Annotated in this window: 17 protein-coding genes and 1 pseudogene; 16 read left to right on the plus strand and 2 right to left on the minus strand. The window is 38.7% G+C overall.

All coding sequences use genetic code 11. The features are described from left to right. Window positions 1-484: 484 nt before the first annotated feature. The 5 genes from H131_RS20440 (at window position 485) to H131_RS20460 (ending at window position 4,163) form a co-directional block, all read left to right on the plus strand. Entirely contained in the window at window positions 485-1,102 is a 618-nt protein-coding gene (locus tag H131_RS20440; protein WP_010861033.1) for an NUDIX hydrolase, read from the plus strand. Between the two features lie 98 nt (window positions 1,103-1,200). Continuing rightward, the gene (locus tag H131_RS20445; protein WP_010861034.1) at window positions 1,201-1,518 is read left to right on the plus strand and encodes a DUF5713 family protein; all 318 of its coding nucleotides are present in this window, start codon (window positions 1,201-1,203) and stop codon (window positions 1,516-1,518) included. Between the two features lie 86 nt (window positions 1,519-1,604). After that, window positions 1,605-2,228 carry a hypothetical protein gene (locus H131_RS20450; protein ID WP_010861035.1) on the plus strand — a complete coding sequence of 208 codons (624 nt, stop codon included), beginning with the start codon at window positions 1,605-1,607 and terminating at the stop codon, window positions 2,226-2,228. Window positions 2,229-2,246: 18 nt separating this feature from the next. Beyond that, a complete protein-coding gene (locus tag H131_RS20455; RefSeq protein ID WP_010861036.1) occupies window positions 2,247-2,792 on the plus strand; it encodes a CbrC family protein in 546 nt (181 codons plus the stop codon). A 36-nt stretch (window positions 2,793-2,828) separates the two neighbouring features. Continuing rightward, on the plus strand, window positions 2,829-4,163 hold the full coding sequence (locus H131_RS20460) for a DUF6138 family protein (RefSeq protein WP_010861037.1): 1,335 nt from the start codon (window positions 2,829-2,831) through the stop codon (window positions 4,161-4,163). Between the two features lie 227 nt (window positions 4,164-4,390). Here the strand turns inward: H131_RS20460 and H131_RS20465 are convergent, their stop codons facing one another. Beyond that, window positions 4,391-5,062: a class I SAM-dependent methyltransferase gene (locus H131_RS20465; protein ID WP_230491914.1), complete on the minus strand. Its 672-nt coding sequence runs from the start codon at window positions 5,060-5,062 to the stop codon at window positions 4,391-4,393. 323 nt (window positions 5,063-5,385) lie between these two features. On the opposite strand from H131_RS20465, the gene H131_RS20470 reads away from it, so the two are divergent. Together H131_RS20470 and H131_RS20475 are read left to right on the plus strand one after the other, a co-directional pair. After that, window positions 5,386-5,619 carry a hypothetical protein gene (locus H131_RS20470; RefSeq protein WP_010861039.1) on the plus strand — a complete coding sequence of 78 codons (234 nt, stop codon included), beginning with the start codon at window positions 5,386-5,388 and terminating at the stop codon, window positions 5,617-5,619. A 970-nt stretch (window positions 5,620-6,589) separates the two neighbouring features. Continuing rightward, window positions 6,590-8,023 (plus strand): annotated as a pseudogene (locus H131_RS20475) (DHA2 family efflux MFS transporter permease subunit). Between the two features lie 147 nt (window positions 8,024-8,170). Here the strand turns inward: H131_RS20475 and H131_RS20480 are convergent. Next, window positions 8,171-9,220, minus strand: a complete 1,050-nt coding sequence (locus tag H131_RS20480; RefSeq protein WP_010861041.1) for an NAD(P)/FAD-dependent oxidoreductase — start codon at window positions 9,218-9,220, stop codon at window positions 8,171-8,173. Between the two features lie 148 nt (window positions 9,221-9,368). Between H131_RS20480 and H131_RS20485 the strand changes: the two genes are divergently transcribed. The 9 genes from H131_RS20485 to H131_RS20525 are packed head-to-tail and all read left to right on the plus strand — an operon-like array spanning window position 9,369 to window position 16,614. Then, window positions 9,369-10,157: an ABC transporter ATP-binding protein gene (locus tag H131_RS20485; protein ID WP_010861042.1), complete on the plus strand. Its 789-nt coding sequence runs from the start codon at window positions 9,369-9,371 to the stop codon at window positions 10,155-10,157. Window positions 10,158-10,170: 13 nt separating this feature from the next. Then, window positions 10,171-11,097, plus strand: coding sequence for an iron-hydroxamate ABC transporter substrate-binding protein (locus H131_RS20490; RefSeq protein WP_010861043.1), 927 nt, complete (start codon window positions 10,171-10,173; stop codon window positions 11,095-11,097). Between the two features lie 25 nt (window positions 11,098-11,122). Next, entirely contained in the window at window positions 11,123-12,124 is a 1,002-nt protein-coding gene (locus H131_RS20495) for a FecCD family ABC transporter permease (RefSeq protein WP_010861044.1), read from the plus strand. A gap of 31 nt (window positions 12,125-12,155) precedes the next feature. Next, window positions 12,156-13,124, plus strand: coding sequence for a FecCD family ABC transporter permease (locus H131_RS20500; protein WP_051112226.1), 969 nt, complete (start codon window positions 12,156-12,158; stop codon window positions 13,122-13,124). Further along, window positions 13,084-13,611: a methyl-accepting chemotaxis domain-containing protein gene (locus tag H131_RS20505; protein ID WP_010861046.1), complete on the plus strand. Its 528-nt coding sequence runs from the start codon at window positions 13,084-13,086 to the stop codon at window positions 13,609-13,611. The genes H131_RS20500 and H131_RS20505 overlap by 41 nt, the downstream gene beginning before the upstream one ends. After that, window positions 13,608-14,555, plus strand: coding sequence for a nuclease-related domain-containing protein (locus H131_RS20510; protein WP_010861047.1), 948 nt, complete (start codon window positions 13,608-13,610; stop codon window positions 14,553-14,555). Before H131_RS20505 ends, H131_RS20510 begins: the two co-directional genes overlap by 4 nt. 42 nt (window positions 14,556-14,597) lie before the next feature. Next, the gene (locus tag H131_RS25080; RefSeq protein ID WP_010861048.1) at window positions 14,598-14,924 is read left to right on the plus strand and encodes a hypothetical protein; all 327 of its coding nucleotides are present in this window, start codon (window positions 14,598-14,600) and stop codon (window positions 14,922-14,924) included. 58 nt (window positions 14,925-14,982) lie between these two features. Then, window positions 14,983-15,402, plus strand: a complete 420-nt coding sequence (locus H131_RS20520; RefSeq protein ID WP_010861049.1) for a MarR family winged helix-turn-helix transcriptional regulator — start codon at window positions 14,983-14,985, stop codon at window positions 15,400-15,402. A 12-nt stretch (window positions 15,403-15,414) separates the two neighbouring features. After that, window positions 15,415-16,614, plus strand: a complete 1,200-nt coding sequence (locus H131_RS20525; RefSeq protein WP_010861050.1) for an MFS transporter — start codon at window positions 15,415-15,417, stop codon at window positions 16,612-16,614. Window positions 16,615-16,677: the final 63 nt, after the last annotated feature.

Here is a 16,677-nt window from a genome sequence, read left to right on the forward strand (position 1 = left end):
ATTCCGCCTGGCATTCCGCCCGGCATCCCTCCTGGCATTCCACCTGGCATGCCACCAGGAAATCCTCCTGGGAAATTAACCATTTTATCGCTCCTTCTTTTGAGATATAAACTAGGTTATGATAACACTTCTGAATAGGAATGGTTGAATAACCCGAGTTTTCAAAGTAAGTATGATTAAGATTTTTAGCGGTGGAAATATTGCACATCTAAATGAGTAAAAGAAGCTTTGGTTATTAAAGCAAATGATGTTTATGGTGCGCGCTTGAAGAGTTTCCAGGAAATCTACTGAATACCCGTGGAAGGTGGGGGAATACCCGCAAAGTAGCGGTAAATCTGTGCAATTTACTTTCATTACTCATCACGTATTCCTTCTATTGTACTCAAGAAGAAAAAATTATGACAGCATCCTGAAATTCTTTAACCAACAAACTATTAATGATACGATAAAAAAGTACATAAAATATAGAGGTGAGGGGAATATCATGTTCCTAGATAAACTGAAGAATGACTTAAACCAAAAACAATCCCTGTTTATAGGAGAGGAAACAGCCTATCGATCAGCGATTTTAATTCCATTAGTTCTGGTGGATGAAGAATGGCATATACTTTTTGAAGTACGTTCATTCACTATGAGAAAACAGCCGGGGGATATTAGTTTTCCAGGCGGTCGAATCGATGCATCAGATCAATCTCCATTGGCAGCAGCAATACGTGAAACATCTGAAGAATTAGGCGTGGATCCAGCAACGATTCATATTGTAGGGCAATTAAGTCCTTATATTGCTTCGTCTTCATTTGTCATCTACCCATTTGTAGCAACGATTGACTACAATCAAATGATTCATTCCTACAACAAAGAAGAAGTTGAGGAAGTATTTACGGTACCAATCAAATGGCTATTGCATTATGAGCCTTATATGCATTTAGTAGCTGTTGAACCCATACCTTCACCAGACTTTCCATTTGATAAAATTGTCAATGGTGCGCAGTATCAATGGCGAACACGTTCAATGGAAGAATGGTTTTTTGAGTATGAGAAGTATACCATTTGGGGTTTAACAGCTAGGATTTTAAAACATTTTATAGAAATTATTAAATAAGTACATGAAGAGACGAGATCTTTCTAAGTTTTGATACCTCAGAATGGAATATGTTATTATCAATAAATAAATGAAAAACATAATTTGGAGGGTTTTCCTTGAAAATAGAAATTAACTATTTAGTAGATATGTATAGAGATTCCTACTTCCCTGATTTTTTAGTAGATAAGGTGAAAGCAACAATTGAAGGAGTTGCTAATTATCTTGAAAATGAGGCATATACGAAGGACACAGTACAACAAAAATTAGACGAGATGACCGATCAACTTAACGAGCTTGCAGAAGAATTTGAAGAAAATGATAGTCAAATTGAAACCGTTGCGAGAGAATCCATTGCAGATACGGTATTCTTAGTTTTAAAAGCTTATCATATAGATATCGATATAGAAGAAGCTATTAGAAATAGAGATTGGTAAAAATCATGTTAGTAAGAAAATCGCTAAGGTAGAAAGTTTAAACTTTAGCGATTATTTTATATGCATTAAAAGGGAAGGTTTCTTTCATGGAGAATTTTGTAGATTCACCATTTTTCACTTATGATTTTTATAGCTTTACGTCAAGAGGAAATGCCGTATTGGTACAATGTCCAAATTGTACAAAATGCGCCCAGATTAAAAGAATCGCTACCACCTATATTGTCCAATGTGACAGTTGTACTTTCCGTAAAACAAAGGAGCAGCAATGTTTAGTAAAAGCTTTTGCACAGGGAGAATGTAAATCCTGTAAACGACATGTCAATATTGAACTGGAAGATAGAGAACGTCATTATAGTAAGCTGAACAAGGCATGCCCTTTTTGTCATACGCTTGTACAATGTCATATCAAAATTAATCCGACAAAAGTCTATTTTATTGTGGTGTCAAATGCAAAAGGGACAGATCCTATATTCCTACTAGATTACTATCTCTTAACAAATGTAGGGCCCAACCAACCTATCTGGGCGTTAAGCGCAAGCCATTTGAAGTATTTAGTTGACTATGTGTCGGATAAATTAAGAACAAAGAATTTTACAGGTAAAACAGCATCGCATTCGCTACCTGCCTATATTAAATGTGCAAAAAATCGAGAGGATGTATTGCGTAAGTTAAAACAATTAGAAAGGAAATTATTGGGAATGGAAAAATAGCGCCAAGGAGATGACAACATGTGTAAAAAAACAGCAGAAGAATTGGAAGGAACATTACCTAAATTTAAGTATATAGCGCATCCCATCAAATCAGAGATTTTCAAAATAGACAAAAAAGTGCTATGTGATTGTTGTGAAGAAGAGGTAGAAATATATGTTGAAAGTGGCCTATATGCAATAGAATCAGTCGAGTATCTTTGTCCAAATTGTATTTCTAGTGGAAAAGCGGCTGCAAAGTATAATGGAACATTTCAATCAGATTTATATAATGATGAACGAGTAGTAAACAAGTCGTTTGTAGATGAAATCTTACATCGAACACCGGGTTATGTGAGTTGGCAAGGGAATAACTGGCTTGCTCATTGTACGGATTACTGTGCTTTTATTGGCTATGTAGGGTGGTTGGAATTAGTAGAAAAAGGCATTGAAGATGAAATAGAAAATTTTACAGAGATGGCTCTAGCAGATTTAAAGCAATACTTAACGAATGATGGTGAATTACAAGGCTATCTATTTCAATGTATAGAATGCGGGAAATATTGCTTATATGCAGATTGTGCATGAGTTATCTATAGAGGCGTCATAAGGAGGAATGAGAAATTGCACTATTTAACATCTGCCAATTTTGTAACGCATCAAGAAATCTTTCAACAGGCGACAACTGAAATTCGAACGAGGAGTTGTAAAGTGATTGAAGACTATCCTCTCACGATTGAGTTATCAACGGGAGAGAGTCTATTGCTAACGAGTATTTTAGAGTTCTATTTAAATCAACAACTAACTACAACATTTAAACATGCTGAAGTGAAGGCTTTTTGCGAACAACTGCGACACATGGCAGGGTTCAATAATATTAGTTATACATTGCGCGTTTGGATTGAAAACAATATTCAAGAACGCTATTTCGCTACAGGAACAAAAAACTGGCCATCTACATATACATTAAAAGAAGGAATGGAGTTAGTAGATTTAGAATTGCTGAATTTTGTGTGCTATGTCGCGATATGTTTTATGAAATATGGTGCAAGTTATGAATCTCTTTCAGCACAACGACTCTTTAACTTGGTAGAGGCAACAGGATCAAATGAAGTAGCTAAACTGCGAGAAAATGGATCCGGTGAACTGACAATAAGTGAAAGTTCTTATCGTGATAACGATGTTGTCTGTAAAGCGAATGATGTTTTTGCCATGATTGATGTCCATATTAAAAACGAGAAACAGGTTGCCTATGAGAAATCATTGGACTTTATTATTCGATTACTAGATTTGAATTTCCCTAAAAGTTATCAAATTAAATTTTCTTGTGCGAAAAATGAGTACTTGCCAATTGAAAATTTACCTCAAGTACCTGTTCATAATTTTTTTGCCAATGCGCTAAAATATCCGGAACTACATTCGAAAATAAAATTATACGCAGAAAAGGCCATGAGAACATATGCGTGGTATACAGATTTAGAGGATGAGGATTGTGCTATGCCATCCACATTTGCCGTTTTAGGCTTAGGGTTAGTTTCCTCAGAATATTGGCCCTTAGTAAAAAAATACATGGAAACCTGTGATGGGGACCACTCTTCTATCCAAACCGCTTTCACACCCGTGTTTATCAACAAATTCGGTTTTACATCTGAAACGCTTCCTGTTTTCATTAGTTGTGTACTTGCGGTTCAAGAACATGAACATAATGAAATTTTTTCTGAGAACATGAATGATAAAGCAAGTTTAGAACTACTATTAACATGTAAAAGAAACTTTGTGGCGTATCTCAGTGAAAGCCAAAAAGAGGATTGGAAAGAAGAACTTGATGAAATGATTGCATTTGTCTGGGAAAATGTCTGTTATGCTATTTGGGGTGTGTGCTTTAATAAACCGCCTGCTGTAGTGATAGAAAATGCTTCAGATGAATTAAGACACCTTTATCAAGAGATTTTGTTATAAAACAGTACATGAAAAAGTTAATTTGAACGCTGTTAAAATGAATAGAGCATGGCAAAAAGGTACAGGAGCAGGAGATTTGTGATTAACGCATCTCCTACTCTTTTTTATTTTAGATTGAGCAGCTGCCAATTTAATAGCGGAACTACTTCATAAGCATAGGGTTAAAGTTGAGCAAAATAATGAATACATTAGGGCTGTGAAGTAACAATCGCATGAGGTTCAAGAAACTATTTTGTACAAGAATACACTCTATAATCTAAAATTCCTTCATACTTTAAGTTCAGATCGTAATGCTTTTCCATGAGTTCGTAATGTTCAGGTTCAATATCCTTGGAGTACTGATATTCAGGCACTGAAGAAATGAACTTGTTTTTTTGTATACGGATATTTTTAAAACCGACCTGTTTAAATAAAGCAACCCAATCCTTTTTCATAAAGAAGGAATCAAAGCCATAAAATTGTTTGATTTCCTGTTCGGTTTTCGCTTCAAGCTGTCGGTTAATGGTAAATTCGATTGCAATGAACCGACCACCATCCTTTAATAAACGAAAAATTTCTTTTAGGGCGCTAGGCTTATTGACAAAAGAAAGAACAGATTCAGCAATGATAAAATCAAATTTACGATCGGGTAACGGCATTTTTTCGATTGAACCTTGCATGATTGTTACTGGTAGATGTGTTTTTTTCATCCTCTTTTTGGCTTTCGCTACCATAATTGAATTGATATCTATGCCCATTACTTTTGCACCGTAGTTGCTAGCTAAAAAGGCAGCAGTTTGGCCTGTACCACACCCTACATCTAAAATATGAGAAGCTTTGCTGACTTGCTCCGTTTTGAATATTGCCTTTGTTAGGTTAATACCGCCAGGATGAGCACCCCCAACACCAAATTTGGACAAAAAATCTAGATATTTGGAATTCTGAAAGACAACCACCTACTTTATTCGTCATAATTGTATAGTATGAAATAAAAAATAGTATGGTTCCTGCAAGAGATAAGCTGACCAAAAATGAAACCTTACAGAAGTAAGGAGTGATTGATTTTAAAAGTGCTGGTATAGGATCTGGACGGCACCATAAAAAGTGGAATAAATCACTAGATTTCTATATGTTTTACGCACTACATACGTTATATTATGTGTCAGCCACGTCTACGAAAGACTAATCAATAAAAAATTTCAGACATATATTATTAAAAAGCTTTCTGATAGGGGGTGAATCGATGCCATTTTATCCGCCGAATCCTGGAAGGAGACCACTTCCACCAAGATATAGACAAGGATCTAATCGAGGTAGACAGGAGCAACCTTTCTTTTACCCGAACCAACTACCCCAGGCTTCTAGATTTGGAAGATTACCAGATAGTATAAATGCCATTATGGGTCATGCTGGAACAATCACGAATGGGGTTAATATGTTAAGGCAAATGGGATCATTGTTAAGTTTATTTAAATAGTTTCAAGATGCAATAGGCTATATCAAGCACATCAATGGCAATAAGTTGATGTGCTTTTTTGTGTATTAGCTCTTATAAAGAGCCCAGCCAGCTGAAGAAGTGGAAAAGTTATATACAAAAATCCATTTCATACTTCACTTTCGGTTATATTCCAACTACAGGCGGACGCTTTCTTCGGTCAAGCATCGAGCTGCTTCCTTTTCCCGCTGAGTCGCCGCCATACGCTCCTAGCAAAAATGTCCGTGTTTCGTTATAGAAAAACGATTGATGAAAGTAATTTAAATAAAGTATAGAAGTTTCTATTGTTGTGCATTTGTCAAGTTTCATGGCAGCTATTAGCCTCTCTACTAGCGGCCATTTCAGCCTTGTTTATGTCTGAAGTGTGAACACCTGTAGTGTTTTACTTGAAAAAAATGCTTACATAAAAGAATTTATTTTTGTTATAGTTACAAACAGACCGGTTGGTATGTTGGGGTGAGTTAGACAAAATGGCGACTAAATCGTTGATTATCAACATCGCACCAAAACTTTTTCAATCAAACAGGATATATCCGAGTGGAAAGAAGTGAAATGTTAAAAGTCAGAATATCTCAAAGTTCTCACTTTTTGAAGGAAGTCATTACAACGGATGGTAGCTATATTCGACCAGTATTCTATTACACCAGAGGCCAGCAGAGAAGAGGAGGGGGGCACTTAAAGGCTAGTCATTTAGCAGGGGTGTGAGTGAATTGGCTGCATTAAGTGTTCCAGTAAGAGAGCTTTACTGAAATGTGTATGGAAAAATCCAAATGATATTTATTCATGAATAAGGATATTCAAAAGATACAGCCTATTCGATTGCAATTCAGATGACAGCCTTAATGGAGGAATCGATGTTGCGCTATTTAACACAGACTCATCTGTAACCAGAAAGTCGCTTCTACCGGATCACCAAATATTTTTAAGGGAGTTTGAACTCGTGAGTAAAAAAGTGAATACAAGTCCGAAAGTCGATGCTTCGGCAAACAAACAACACAAAACAGGCCCTATCTTAGCTGCTCTTTTAGTGGCTGGCTTTGTTGGACTTTTTAGTGAAACGGCATTAAATATTGCTTTAGGTGACTTAAGTCAAATTTTTAGTGTAAATGCTACAACTATTCAATGGTTAGCAACAGGTTATTTTTTAACTTTAGGTATTTTAGTGCCAGTAACAGGCATTTTGATGCAAAAATTTACAACGCGTCAAATGTTTATGAGCTCCATTTTATTATCGTTAATAGGAACAATTTTAGCCGCGGTCGCACCAGTATTTAGTGTGTTATTACTTGCTCGTGTCATTCAAGCGGCAGGTTTAGCCATCAATTTACCCTTAACTCAAAACGTTATCTTTACGATTTTCCCACCAAATAAACGTGGTGGTGCTATGGGAATCATGGGTCTAGTGATGTTAGCCGGTCCAGCATTAGGTCCAACAATCGCAGGTCTTATTTTAGATACATTATCTTGGCACTGGATTTTCGGCGTCACTATACCGTTCTTATTGTTCTCTTTAATTTTCGGACAGAAATATTTACCGAATGTCAATGCAGTACGCAAAGTATCGATTGATACACTATCTATTATCCTGTCAACGATTGGTTTCGGCGGTATTGTTTACGGATTCAGTGTATCAGGTGAAGCAGGATGGACAAGTGCAACGGTTCTTGGCACAATCATTGTTGGTGTTTTAGCCATCATCCTATTCTCGATTCGTCAAATGAGCATGACCACGCCAATGTTAAATTTACGTGCATTTAAATACCCACTTTTCGTTTTGGGTGTATTTATGAGCTTTATAACATTCTTTAACATGTTATCGATGTTAGTTATTTTACCAATGTATATGCAAATGGCATTAGTCATGGCAGCATTTACAACAGGTCTGATTCTTTTACCAGGTAGTTTATTAAACTGTATTTTAGCGCCAACAATTGGTCGCTTATTCGATAAATACGGTCCCAAAGCAGTTATTACACCAGGTACACTTTTAGTCGTTATTGGTTATCTACTGTATGCAACATTTGGTACAGAAACGGCTGTATGGATGATTATCTTCACGCATGTTGTCATGATGCTAGGTATCGGTGCGGTGCTTGCCTCTACATAAACAAACACCTTAAACGCTTTACCAAAAGAGTACTATCCAGATGGTATTGCGATTACCCAAACCATTCAACAAGTAGCAGGTGCGGTTGGTATCGCAATTATGGTGGCGTTGTTCACGTCAAAACAAAGCAGTGCGTTAACAACAGCAGGTGACAATATGACAGAGGCTGCAGCATCAGGATCATCCTTCGTCTTTACAGTAGGATTCGTCTTTGCTGTCATTAATTTTGTGTTATCCTTATTCATGAAAAAGCCAAGCACTCTTCAATTAAAATCTTAAACACGAGTAGTGGTTCATAGCATGTAAGAAAATGGTAGTGTAAAAAGCACGAAACTATAAAAACCCTCTTAAGAAAAAGTTCTTAGGAGGGTTCTTCGCTTGAAATATATCAACAACAATTTAATATCTAGGGATGAAAATTTGTCGTTAGTTTACTTGTACAAGTTGTTTTTCAATAATAGAGCGATTTTTTTCTTTAAACATTTCGTTATGCGAAGATACAACCGCATTCCGATAGGCTGTTGGTTCTAAATACGTTTTCACCGAGTTGACAGCATTTGCGGCATCTTGGAAAGTTCCTAAAAGCAGATGGATTTTACCTTCGAAAGCTAAAATATCGCCAGCTGCAAAAATACCAGGTTGCGCAGTTTCACCAGTTGCTTTTCCTTTGAAATAATAATCATCTTTCTTTGGTATGGTAATAGATTCTTCAAATGCTAACGATGCTTCACGGTTATAGCCATGACTAACAATAACTTCATCAATTTGACGCGTGTAACTTTGCTTTGTTTGTGAATTTTCACATGTGACTAATTGAATGGCTGTTTTGTCTGCATTGGCGGACAGTTTGGTAATCGTCGTATTGCATTCGATTTGTACACCAGCAGCGAGTGCCTCTTGTACTGTTGCTTCATGGGCAGATAAAGTTTCTTTACGGTAAACAACGGTTACGTTTTTGGCAATAGGGCTCAGCTCAACAGCCCAGTCAAGTGCTGCATTACCACCACCTGAAATAATAATTTCCTTGTTTACAAAGCGCTGATAGGATTGTACTGTGTAGTGCAAGTTGGTCATCTCATATTTTTCAGCACCTTCAAGCGTAAGCTTTTGAGGGTTAATAATACCACCACCAACTGCTAAGAGGATAGCTTTTGAGTAATGCTTGTCTCCTTGAGCTGTATGTATTACAAAAATATCTTGTTGTCGCTCAATGTAGTCAACCTTTGTTCCAGTTAGGATGGTTGGGTCGAATGTTTTTGCTTGGGCAATTAATTGTTTGACAAATTGCTCGCCTAAAACGGGGGGATGACCACCAATATCCCAAATAAGCTTTTCTGGGTACAGTAAAACTTTGCCACCAAGCTGCTCCTGACTTTCCATTAACTTCGTTTTTAATCCTCTTAAACCACTATAAAAGGCACTATATAGACCAGCAGGCCCACCACCAATAATTGTTAAATCATATATATCTTGCATTTAGTTCGCCACATCCTTAATAAATAATAAAAAAGTATTTGACAAATCCTTATCAGATAACTAGACTAGTTCTAGTGATAATGATTATCATTAAAGAACTTTGAATATCATAGCATGTAAAGAAGTAAAAAGAAAGAGAGGTTACGATTTGCGTTTACAAGTTGAATCAATACGTGTTGGTTATGACAACAAAACGATTGTGCACGATTTATCATTGCAAATTCCAGATGGAAAAATAACGACAATTATTGGCTCAAATGGCTGTGGCAAATCCACGCTATTAAAAGCCATTACGAGAATATTAAAGCATGATCAGGGACAAGTAGTTTTGGATGGCCAAAATATTTCAAAGATGAAAACCAAAGAATTAGCGAAAGAGTTGGCCATATTACCACAAAGTCCTGAAAGTGCACATGGGTTAACTGTTGAAGAGCTTGTATCCTACGGTCGATTTCCATATCAAAAAGGCTTTGGCAATTTATCGCAAAAGGACAAAGATGTGATTGACTGGGCCTTACGGGTAACAAAAACGGGTGCATTTCGTCAGCAAACAGTTGATGCATTATCTGGTGGGCAACGTCAGCGCGTGTGGATCGCGATGGCATTAGCACAAGACACGGATATTATCTTTTTAGATGAACCGACTACTTATTTGGATATGGCGCATCAACTGGAAGTTTTAGAATTACTAAGCAAGTTAAATGAAGATGAAGGTCGCACAATTGTTATGGTGTTGCATGATTTAAACCAAGCAGCACGTTTTTCAGATTATATTGTGGCACTTTCAAACGGAGAGCTTGTGAAGTTTGGTACAGCAGAGGAAGTGGTTGTGCCAGAAGTTTTACAGAAAGTATTTAATATTGATGCAGTCATTGGCAAGGATCCAAGAACAAACAAACCAATGTGCATTACATATAACCTATTACAAACAATTTAAAGGGGATTTACGAATGAAAAAGTGGCTTTTACCAATGTTTATGATGCTTGTACTAGTGCTAGCAGCATGCGGCAATAAAGAAGATAGTGCTAAGAAATCAGACGAAGGTTCTAAAGAAGCTTCGTCAGCAGAAACAATTACCTATGAATCTGAAACAGGTCCAATTGAAGTGCCAGCTAATCCAAAACGTGTAGTCGTGTTATCTTCATTTGTTGGAGATTTATTAAAACTTGATGTCAACGTAGTTGGTGTTGATTCATGGGCGACAAAGAATCCAAACTTCCAAGATGACATTAAAGATGCAGTTGTTGTAGAAAATACAGATATTGAAAAAATTCTTGAACTAGAACCCGATTTAATTATTGGTTTAAGTGGTATTGAAAATGCCGGTAAATTAGCAGAAATCGCTCCGACCGTATTATTTACGTACGGTAAAGTTGATTATTTACAACAGTTTATTGAAATCGGTAAAGTGGTCAACAAAGAAAAAGAAGCAACAGCATGGGTAGAAGACTTTAAAGTGCGTGCTACAGAAGTAGGTACTAAAATTAAAGAAAAAATTGGTGAAGATGCAACGGTTACGGTTGCAGAAAACTTCAATAAGCAATTGTATCTATATGGGGACAACTGGGGTCGTGGAACAGAAATTTTATATCAAGCAATGGGCTTAAAAATGCCTGAAAAAGTGAAGGAAGTGGCGTTAGAGCCAGGTTATTTCGCGATTTCTCAAGAGGTATTAGGCGATTACGCTGGTGATTATGTCATTTTTAGTATGTTTATGGACCAAGATACATCATTTACAGAAGCGGCATGGTTTAAAGATTTAGAAGCTGTGAAAAATGGTCGTTTATTTGAAGTGAATGCCAATGCATTTTACTTTAATGATCCAATAACATTAGATTATCAACTAGATTTCTTTGAAGAGAAGTTTTTACAATAATTTCAGTAGAGAGTAGCGAAGGCAAATGACAAAGTTTCGACAGTTCCCATTTTGGCTTCAGGCGATGCTTGCACTGGTTTTATTAGTAGGAACTGCTAGTATTTCGCTGTGCGTAGGTGCAGCAAATACTAGCATTCAAGATGTCTATCAAGCCATCGTAGGACAAAGCGGTGGCAAGCATTATGCTATATTACGAGAAATCCGATTTCCTCGTATCCTGGCAGCTATTTTTGTAGGCAGTGCACTTGCAGTCGCTGGAGCTATAATGCAGGGGGTTACAAGAAACCCATTAGCAGATCCGGGGCTTCTTGGACTAACGGCAGGTGCCAATGCGGCCCTCGCTTTAACGCTGGCGTTCATCCCAAGTACCTCGTATTATATGTTGATTTTTGCATGCTTCGTCGGTGCAGGAATTGGCATGATCATTGTATATGGCATCGGAACTTCAACTAAGAAGGGGTTTTCTCCATTAAAGCTTGTTTTAGCTGGTGCTGCCGTATCCGCACTATTACAAGCCGTTGCAGATGGTACGGGTATATTATTTCAGATTTCAAAAGATGTATCCATGTGGACAAGTGGTGGCTTAATTGGCACAACATGGAAAGCGTTAATTATCGTGCCGTTTATAATCATTGGTTTAGTGATTGCCTTTGCATTCAGTCGTCAACTAACCATTTTGAGCTTAAATGAAGAAGTCGCAGTAGGTTTAGGACAAAATACGTCCGTGATTAAAGGCGTGATGATGATTGTCGTTGTTGTCTTAGCAGGCTCTGCGGTGGCGCTTGTAGGTAATTTAGCATTTGTTGGTTTAATGGTGCCACATATCGTACGTGCCTTCGTTGGTACAGACTATCGATTCGTCCTACCGATGAGTGCCCTTATTGGTGGTTGGTTTATGGTGATTGCTGATTTTGCAGGTCGGATGATTAATGCGCCATATGAAACACCGGTAGTGGCCATTATTTCGATTATCGGCCTTCCATTCTTCCTACTTCTCGTACGGAAGGGAGGTCGTCAGCTTGTTTAATGTCGGGCGTAAAAAACGGCGTCGCTGGTTAATGGCGTGGATATTGTTGACACTCGTAATTTTTGTAATGGGTATTTCGCTAGGTGCAGCTTCCGTGTCGATTGACCGCATTATCCCGATTCTATTGGGAGATGGTAGTTTTAAAGAATCATTCGTGTTGTTTTCTGTTCGATTGCCAAGAATGTTTGTTTTGGCAGCGGCAGGGATGGCGTTAGCGTTAGCAGGAGCAGTGTTACAGGGTGTAACCCGCAATGATTTAGCAGATCCCGGGATTATTGGTATCAATGCAGGTGCAGGTGTTGGGATTACACTCTTTTACCTATTCGCGAAGGGAGACTTACCAAACTTTGCGTATGTGCTCCCAGTGGTAGGATTTATGAGCGCTCTAATCACTGCATTATGTATTTACTTTTTCTCGTACAAGCGGAACACAGGTGTTCAACCGGTACAGCTCATTTTAGTCGGGGTAGGGGTGGCTTCTGCTTTATCAGGATTCATGATGATTTTAATCTCCTCTGCTGAGCGAAGTGATGTGCAATTTATCGCACAATGGCTAGCGGGCAGCGTATGGGGAACAGATTGGCCATTTTTCTGGGCTTTAGTGCCGTGGCTTGTGCTGTGCATTCCATTTATTTTCTATAAGGCGAATGTGTTAAATGTCCTAGCTATGACAGAGCAAACAGCCACTGGTCTTGGCATGAATATTGGGCGCGAGCGACTACAATTATTGATCGTGTCTGTCGCACTTGCTGCGGCTGCTGTATCAGTAACTGGTGGAATTGCCTTTATCGGTTTAATGGCACCGCACATCGCGAAACAGCTTGTCGGACCACGCTATCAATTCTTTTTACCGTTAACACTATGTATCGGGGCTAGCTTATTAATGCTTGCCGATACCATTGGACGCGTGGCCATTTCAACAGCAACAGTACCAGCAGGAATTGTAGTAGCATGTATCGGTGCACCTTATTTTTTATATTTATTACGCAAAAACGACTGAATGGCTTAGGCTGTTCAGTTTTTTTCTGTTTGAGCTAGTGTTCGAGTTAGGGGAGGCGGATAGAACCGCCGAACTTACGGATAGAACCGTCGAACTGACGGATAGAATCGCGGAAGTGGCGGATAAACCCGCGGAACTGACGGATAGAATCGCGGAAGTGGCGGATAAACCCGCGGGAGTGGCAGGTAGAATCGCGGGAGAGACGGATAGAACCGCGGAAGTGGCAGGTAGAATCGCGGGAGAGGCGGATAGAACCGTCGAACTGACGGATAGAATCGCGGAAGTGGCGGATAAACCCGCCGAACTGACGGATAGCGAGCGGAAAAGTAGTAGCGAGAGCTGGCCACGGCCGTTTTTGTCTTACTTTTTATCTAAAAATATGAACGAAAGATTTAATTTGCCAAATCCCAGTTTAAAGTTTTTTGGAAAGCCTTTTCGCGAGCTTTTTTTTCTTTATAATGGGGAAAAAGGAGGTGGAAAAAAATGATAATATTAGCACGACAGCAATCAGAGACACAAAAAATTTATGAGGCACTGATACGAAGACTCCCTAGTACCCATGCAGAGTTCACCTACTATTCTGAGCGTTTACGTCGCATACAAGCAGGCTATGCGGGGGAACAGCGAGTAGATGCAGAATGGCTTGAAATGAATTTACCTCATCCCCATTATTTTCTTCATGATTTGCAAGTCATCAATCGCTTCGGCACCTCGCATCAAATGGACACAATTTTTTTATGCCCCCACTTTATACTGATTTTAGAAATTAAAAATATAACAGGCTATCTGGAATTTGATGAAGCCTTTGCTCAATTTACTAGAACCAACGCAGAGGGCATTGTTGAAGGAATGCTTGACCCCCTACATCAGGTAAAGCGGCATGTGGAGTGGATGAAAGGAATGATTCAGCAGGAGCGACTCGATATACCTGTAAAGTACGCTGTCATTTTTGCGACGAAAAATGCAATTTTATCACAAAGTTTAAGGGGGCAGCCTGTGTTTCATGTATCGGGGTTGCGTAATCAAGTAAAAGCGTGGCTTCAACAACATAATGAGGTATTCATGGATGAAGCAGCACTCCAACGCTTTGCGAATCTTTTGTTTACCATGCATACACCTATGAAAAGACAATTAACGCTACCTATACAGGATATAGTGAAAGGCGTGTTATGCCCACGTTGCTCGGATGGACAAAAAATGAGCTATCGCTATAAAAAGTGGTTCTGCGAGCGATGCGGCTTAGTGGATAATCAGGAAATTTTTACTACACTTGATGACTATCATTTACTGATAAACGGATGGTTAACGAACAAAAGCTTTTGTGAATTTTTTGCAATTAGCTCTCCGAATGTGGCGTATAGAATATTGCAGCAGCTTCCGTTGAAAGCGCTGGGAACAAAACGACATAGGAGATATTGGATTGCAGAGTAAATATGGGTTTGCCAAAATTCAAGCGGTCTGAATTTTGGCTGTTTGGGATATGAGGCGGATAGAACCGCCGAACTGACGGATAGAATGCTCGAACTGACGGATAGAATCGTCGAACTGGCGGATAGAACCGTCGAACTGACGGATAGAACCGCCGAAGTGACGGATAAACGCAGCAAACTGACGGATAGAATCGCGGAAGTGATGGATAAACGCAGCAAACTGGCGGATAGAATCGCGGAAGTGACGGATAAACGCAGCAAACTGACGGATAGAATCGTGGAAGTGATGGATAAACGCAGCAAACTGACGAACAAAAACCGCCTAACTAACAGACAAAACCCTAGACAAATAGAGATGTTGGGTATATAGTTACCTAGGCTAACTAATTTAATTTACAGTAGTAGTGAAAAAGTGAGGGAGTGATACTTTGACGATTGAACAGAATTTTTTTAATGAGTACCGATTGATGTACCGACCGTTTACAAATCAGCTCAATGTGCAGTTAGAGCACTATCAGTTATTTAGTTCACAGTGGGCTGTCTTGCGATTTTTAATCGATAAGGGACCGCATTCGCTTGTTGAAATTGCCAACTTTATGTTTATTGAGAAGCCGAGTGTGACGAGGCTTGTACAAAAGCTTGTGGAACTTGGTTATGTCGAAACAGTGGCAGGCAAGGATAAGCGAGAAAAGCTTGTACAATTAACCGCTTATGGTGAAAATATCGTGCAGGAAATTCAGGAACATTTAAAACCATTTTTAGAAAAGGCATTGGCAGGTGTGCCAACGCAGGATATTGAAATTGCTACACAAGTTTTAGCAAAAATTTGTGCAAACATTCATCAGTAGGAGAGGAAGCAAGTGGAAGCAACTAGACATAAACTTTGGACAAAAGACTTTTTAATCGTATCCCTAATCAATTTTACAATTACGTTAATTTTTTATTTATTAATGGTGACGATTGCGGGCTACGCAGTGGAGCAATTTGGTGCTTCCACGAGTACGGCAGGGCTTGTGTCTAGTATCTTTATAATAGGGACGTTATTTGGGCGCCTTGGTACTGGACGAATTATTGGGGATTGGGGTAGTAAAAAGACATTATTTTGTGGACTGTTGTTATTTATGTTATCTACAATGTCGTATTTTCTTGCAGGAAACTTACCATTATTGATGCTAAATCGTTTAGTACAAGGGATAGCGCTCGGGGTAGCAAGTACGGCAACGGGTACAATTATTGCTCAAATCTTACCAGCAGATCGACGTGGTGAAGGGATAGGTTACTATAGCTTAAGTGCCATTTTAGCGACGGCTATCGGACCTTTTGTAGGGATACTTTTAACACAGTTATTTACTGATTATCGCATGATTTTTGCGGTCGATTCGGTTTTAGCCGTTATTTGCTTTATGATGTATTTTATTGTGACAGTGCCAGATGCACAGAATAAGGCGAAAGAACTAGCGGCGAAGACAGGCTTCAAACTGTCCAACTTTATTGAAATGCGGGCAGTGCCAATTGCATTTGTAGCACTCGTGATTGGTTTTGCTTATTCAGGCGTTATGTCGTTTATGACGTTTTATGCCAAAGAATTGGATTTAGTAACGGCAGGTAGTTATTTCTTTATCGTGTATGCACTGGTCATTTTAGCGACTCGTCCATTTACAGGAAAACTACTCGATTCAAGGGGCGCTAATATTGTGATTTACCCATGTCTTGTGCTATTTGCCATTGGTATGTACGCCTTTAGTGCTGCAACGAGTACTGTTGTATTTTTAATAGCTGCTGCTTGTATTGGGATTGGTTATGGTAACTTCAACTCCGTAGCCCAAGCAATCGCTATTAAAGTTACACCAAATGAACGACTAGGACTTGCGACATCGACCTATTTTATTTTATATGATTTAGGATTAGGAGTAGGGCCTTATTTCTTAGGTTTTTTTGCACCGACGATGGGTTACAGCACCATTTTCTTGGCCATGGTATTTGTTATTTTACTGTCAATTGTGCTCTATTATTTCTTATATGGAAAACATGAGAATTTAAAACAAGCAAAAATTTCATAGATTAGAATCGTTATATTGTGGAAAAAACGTCTTTTTGCTAGTTGGTTATAAAATTCAACTGCG

Origin of the sequence: Lysinibacillus sphaericus OT4b.31 (genome assembly GCF_000392615.1) — a bacterium.
GTDB classification, from domain to species: domain Bacteria; phylum Bacillota; class Bacilli; order Bacillales_A; family Planococcaceae; genus Lysinibacillus; species Lysinibacillus sphaericus_B.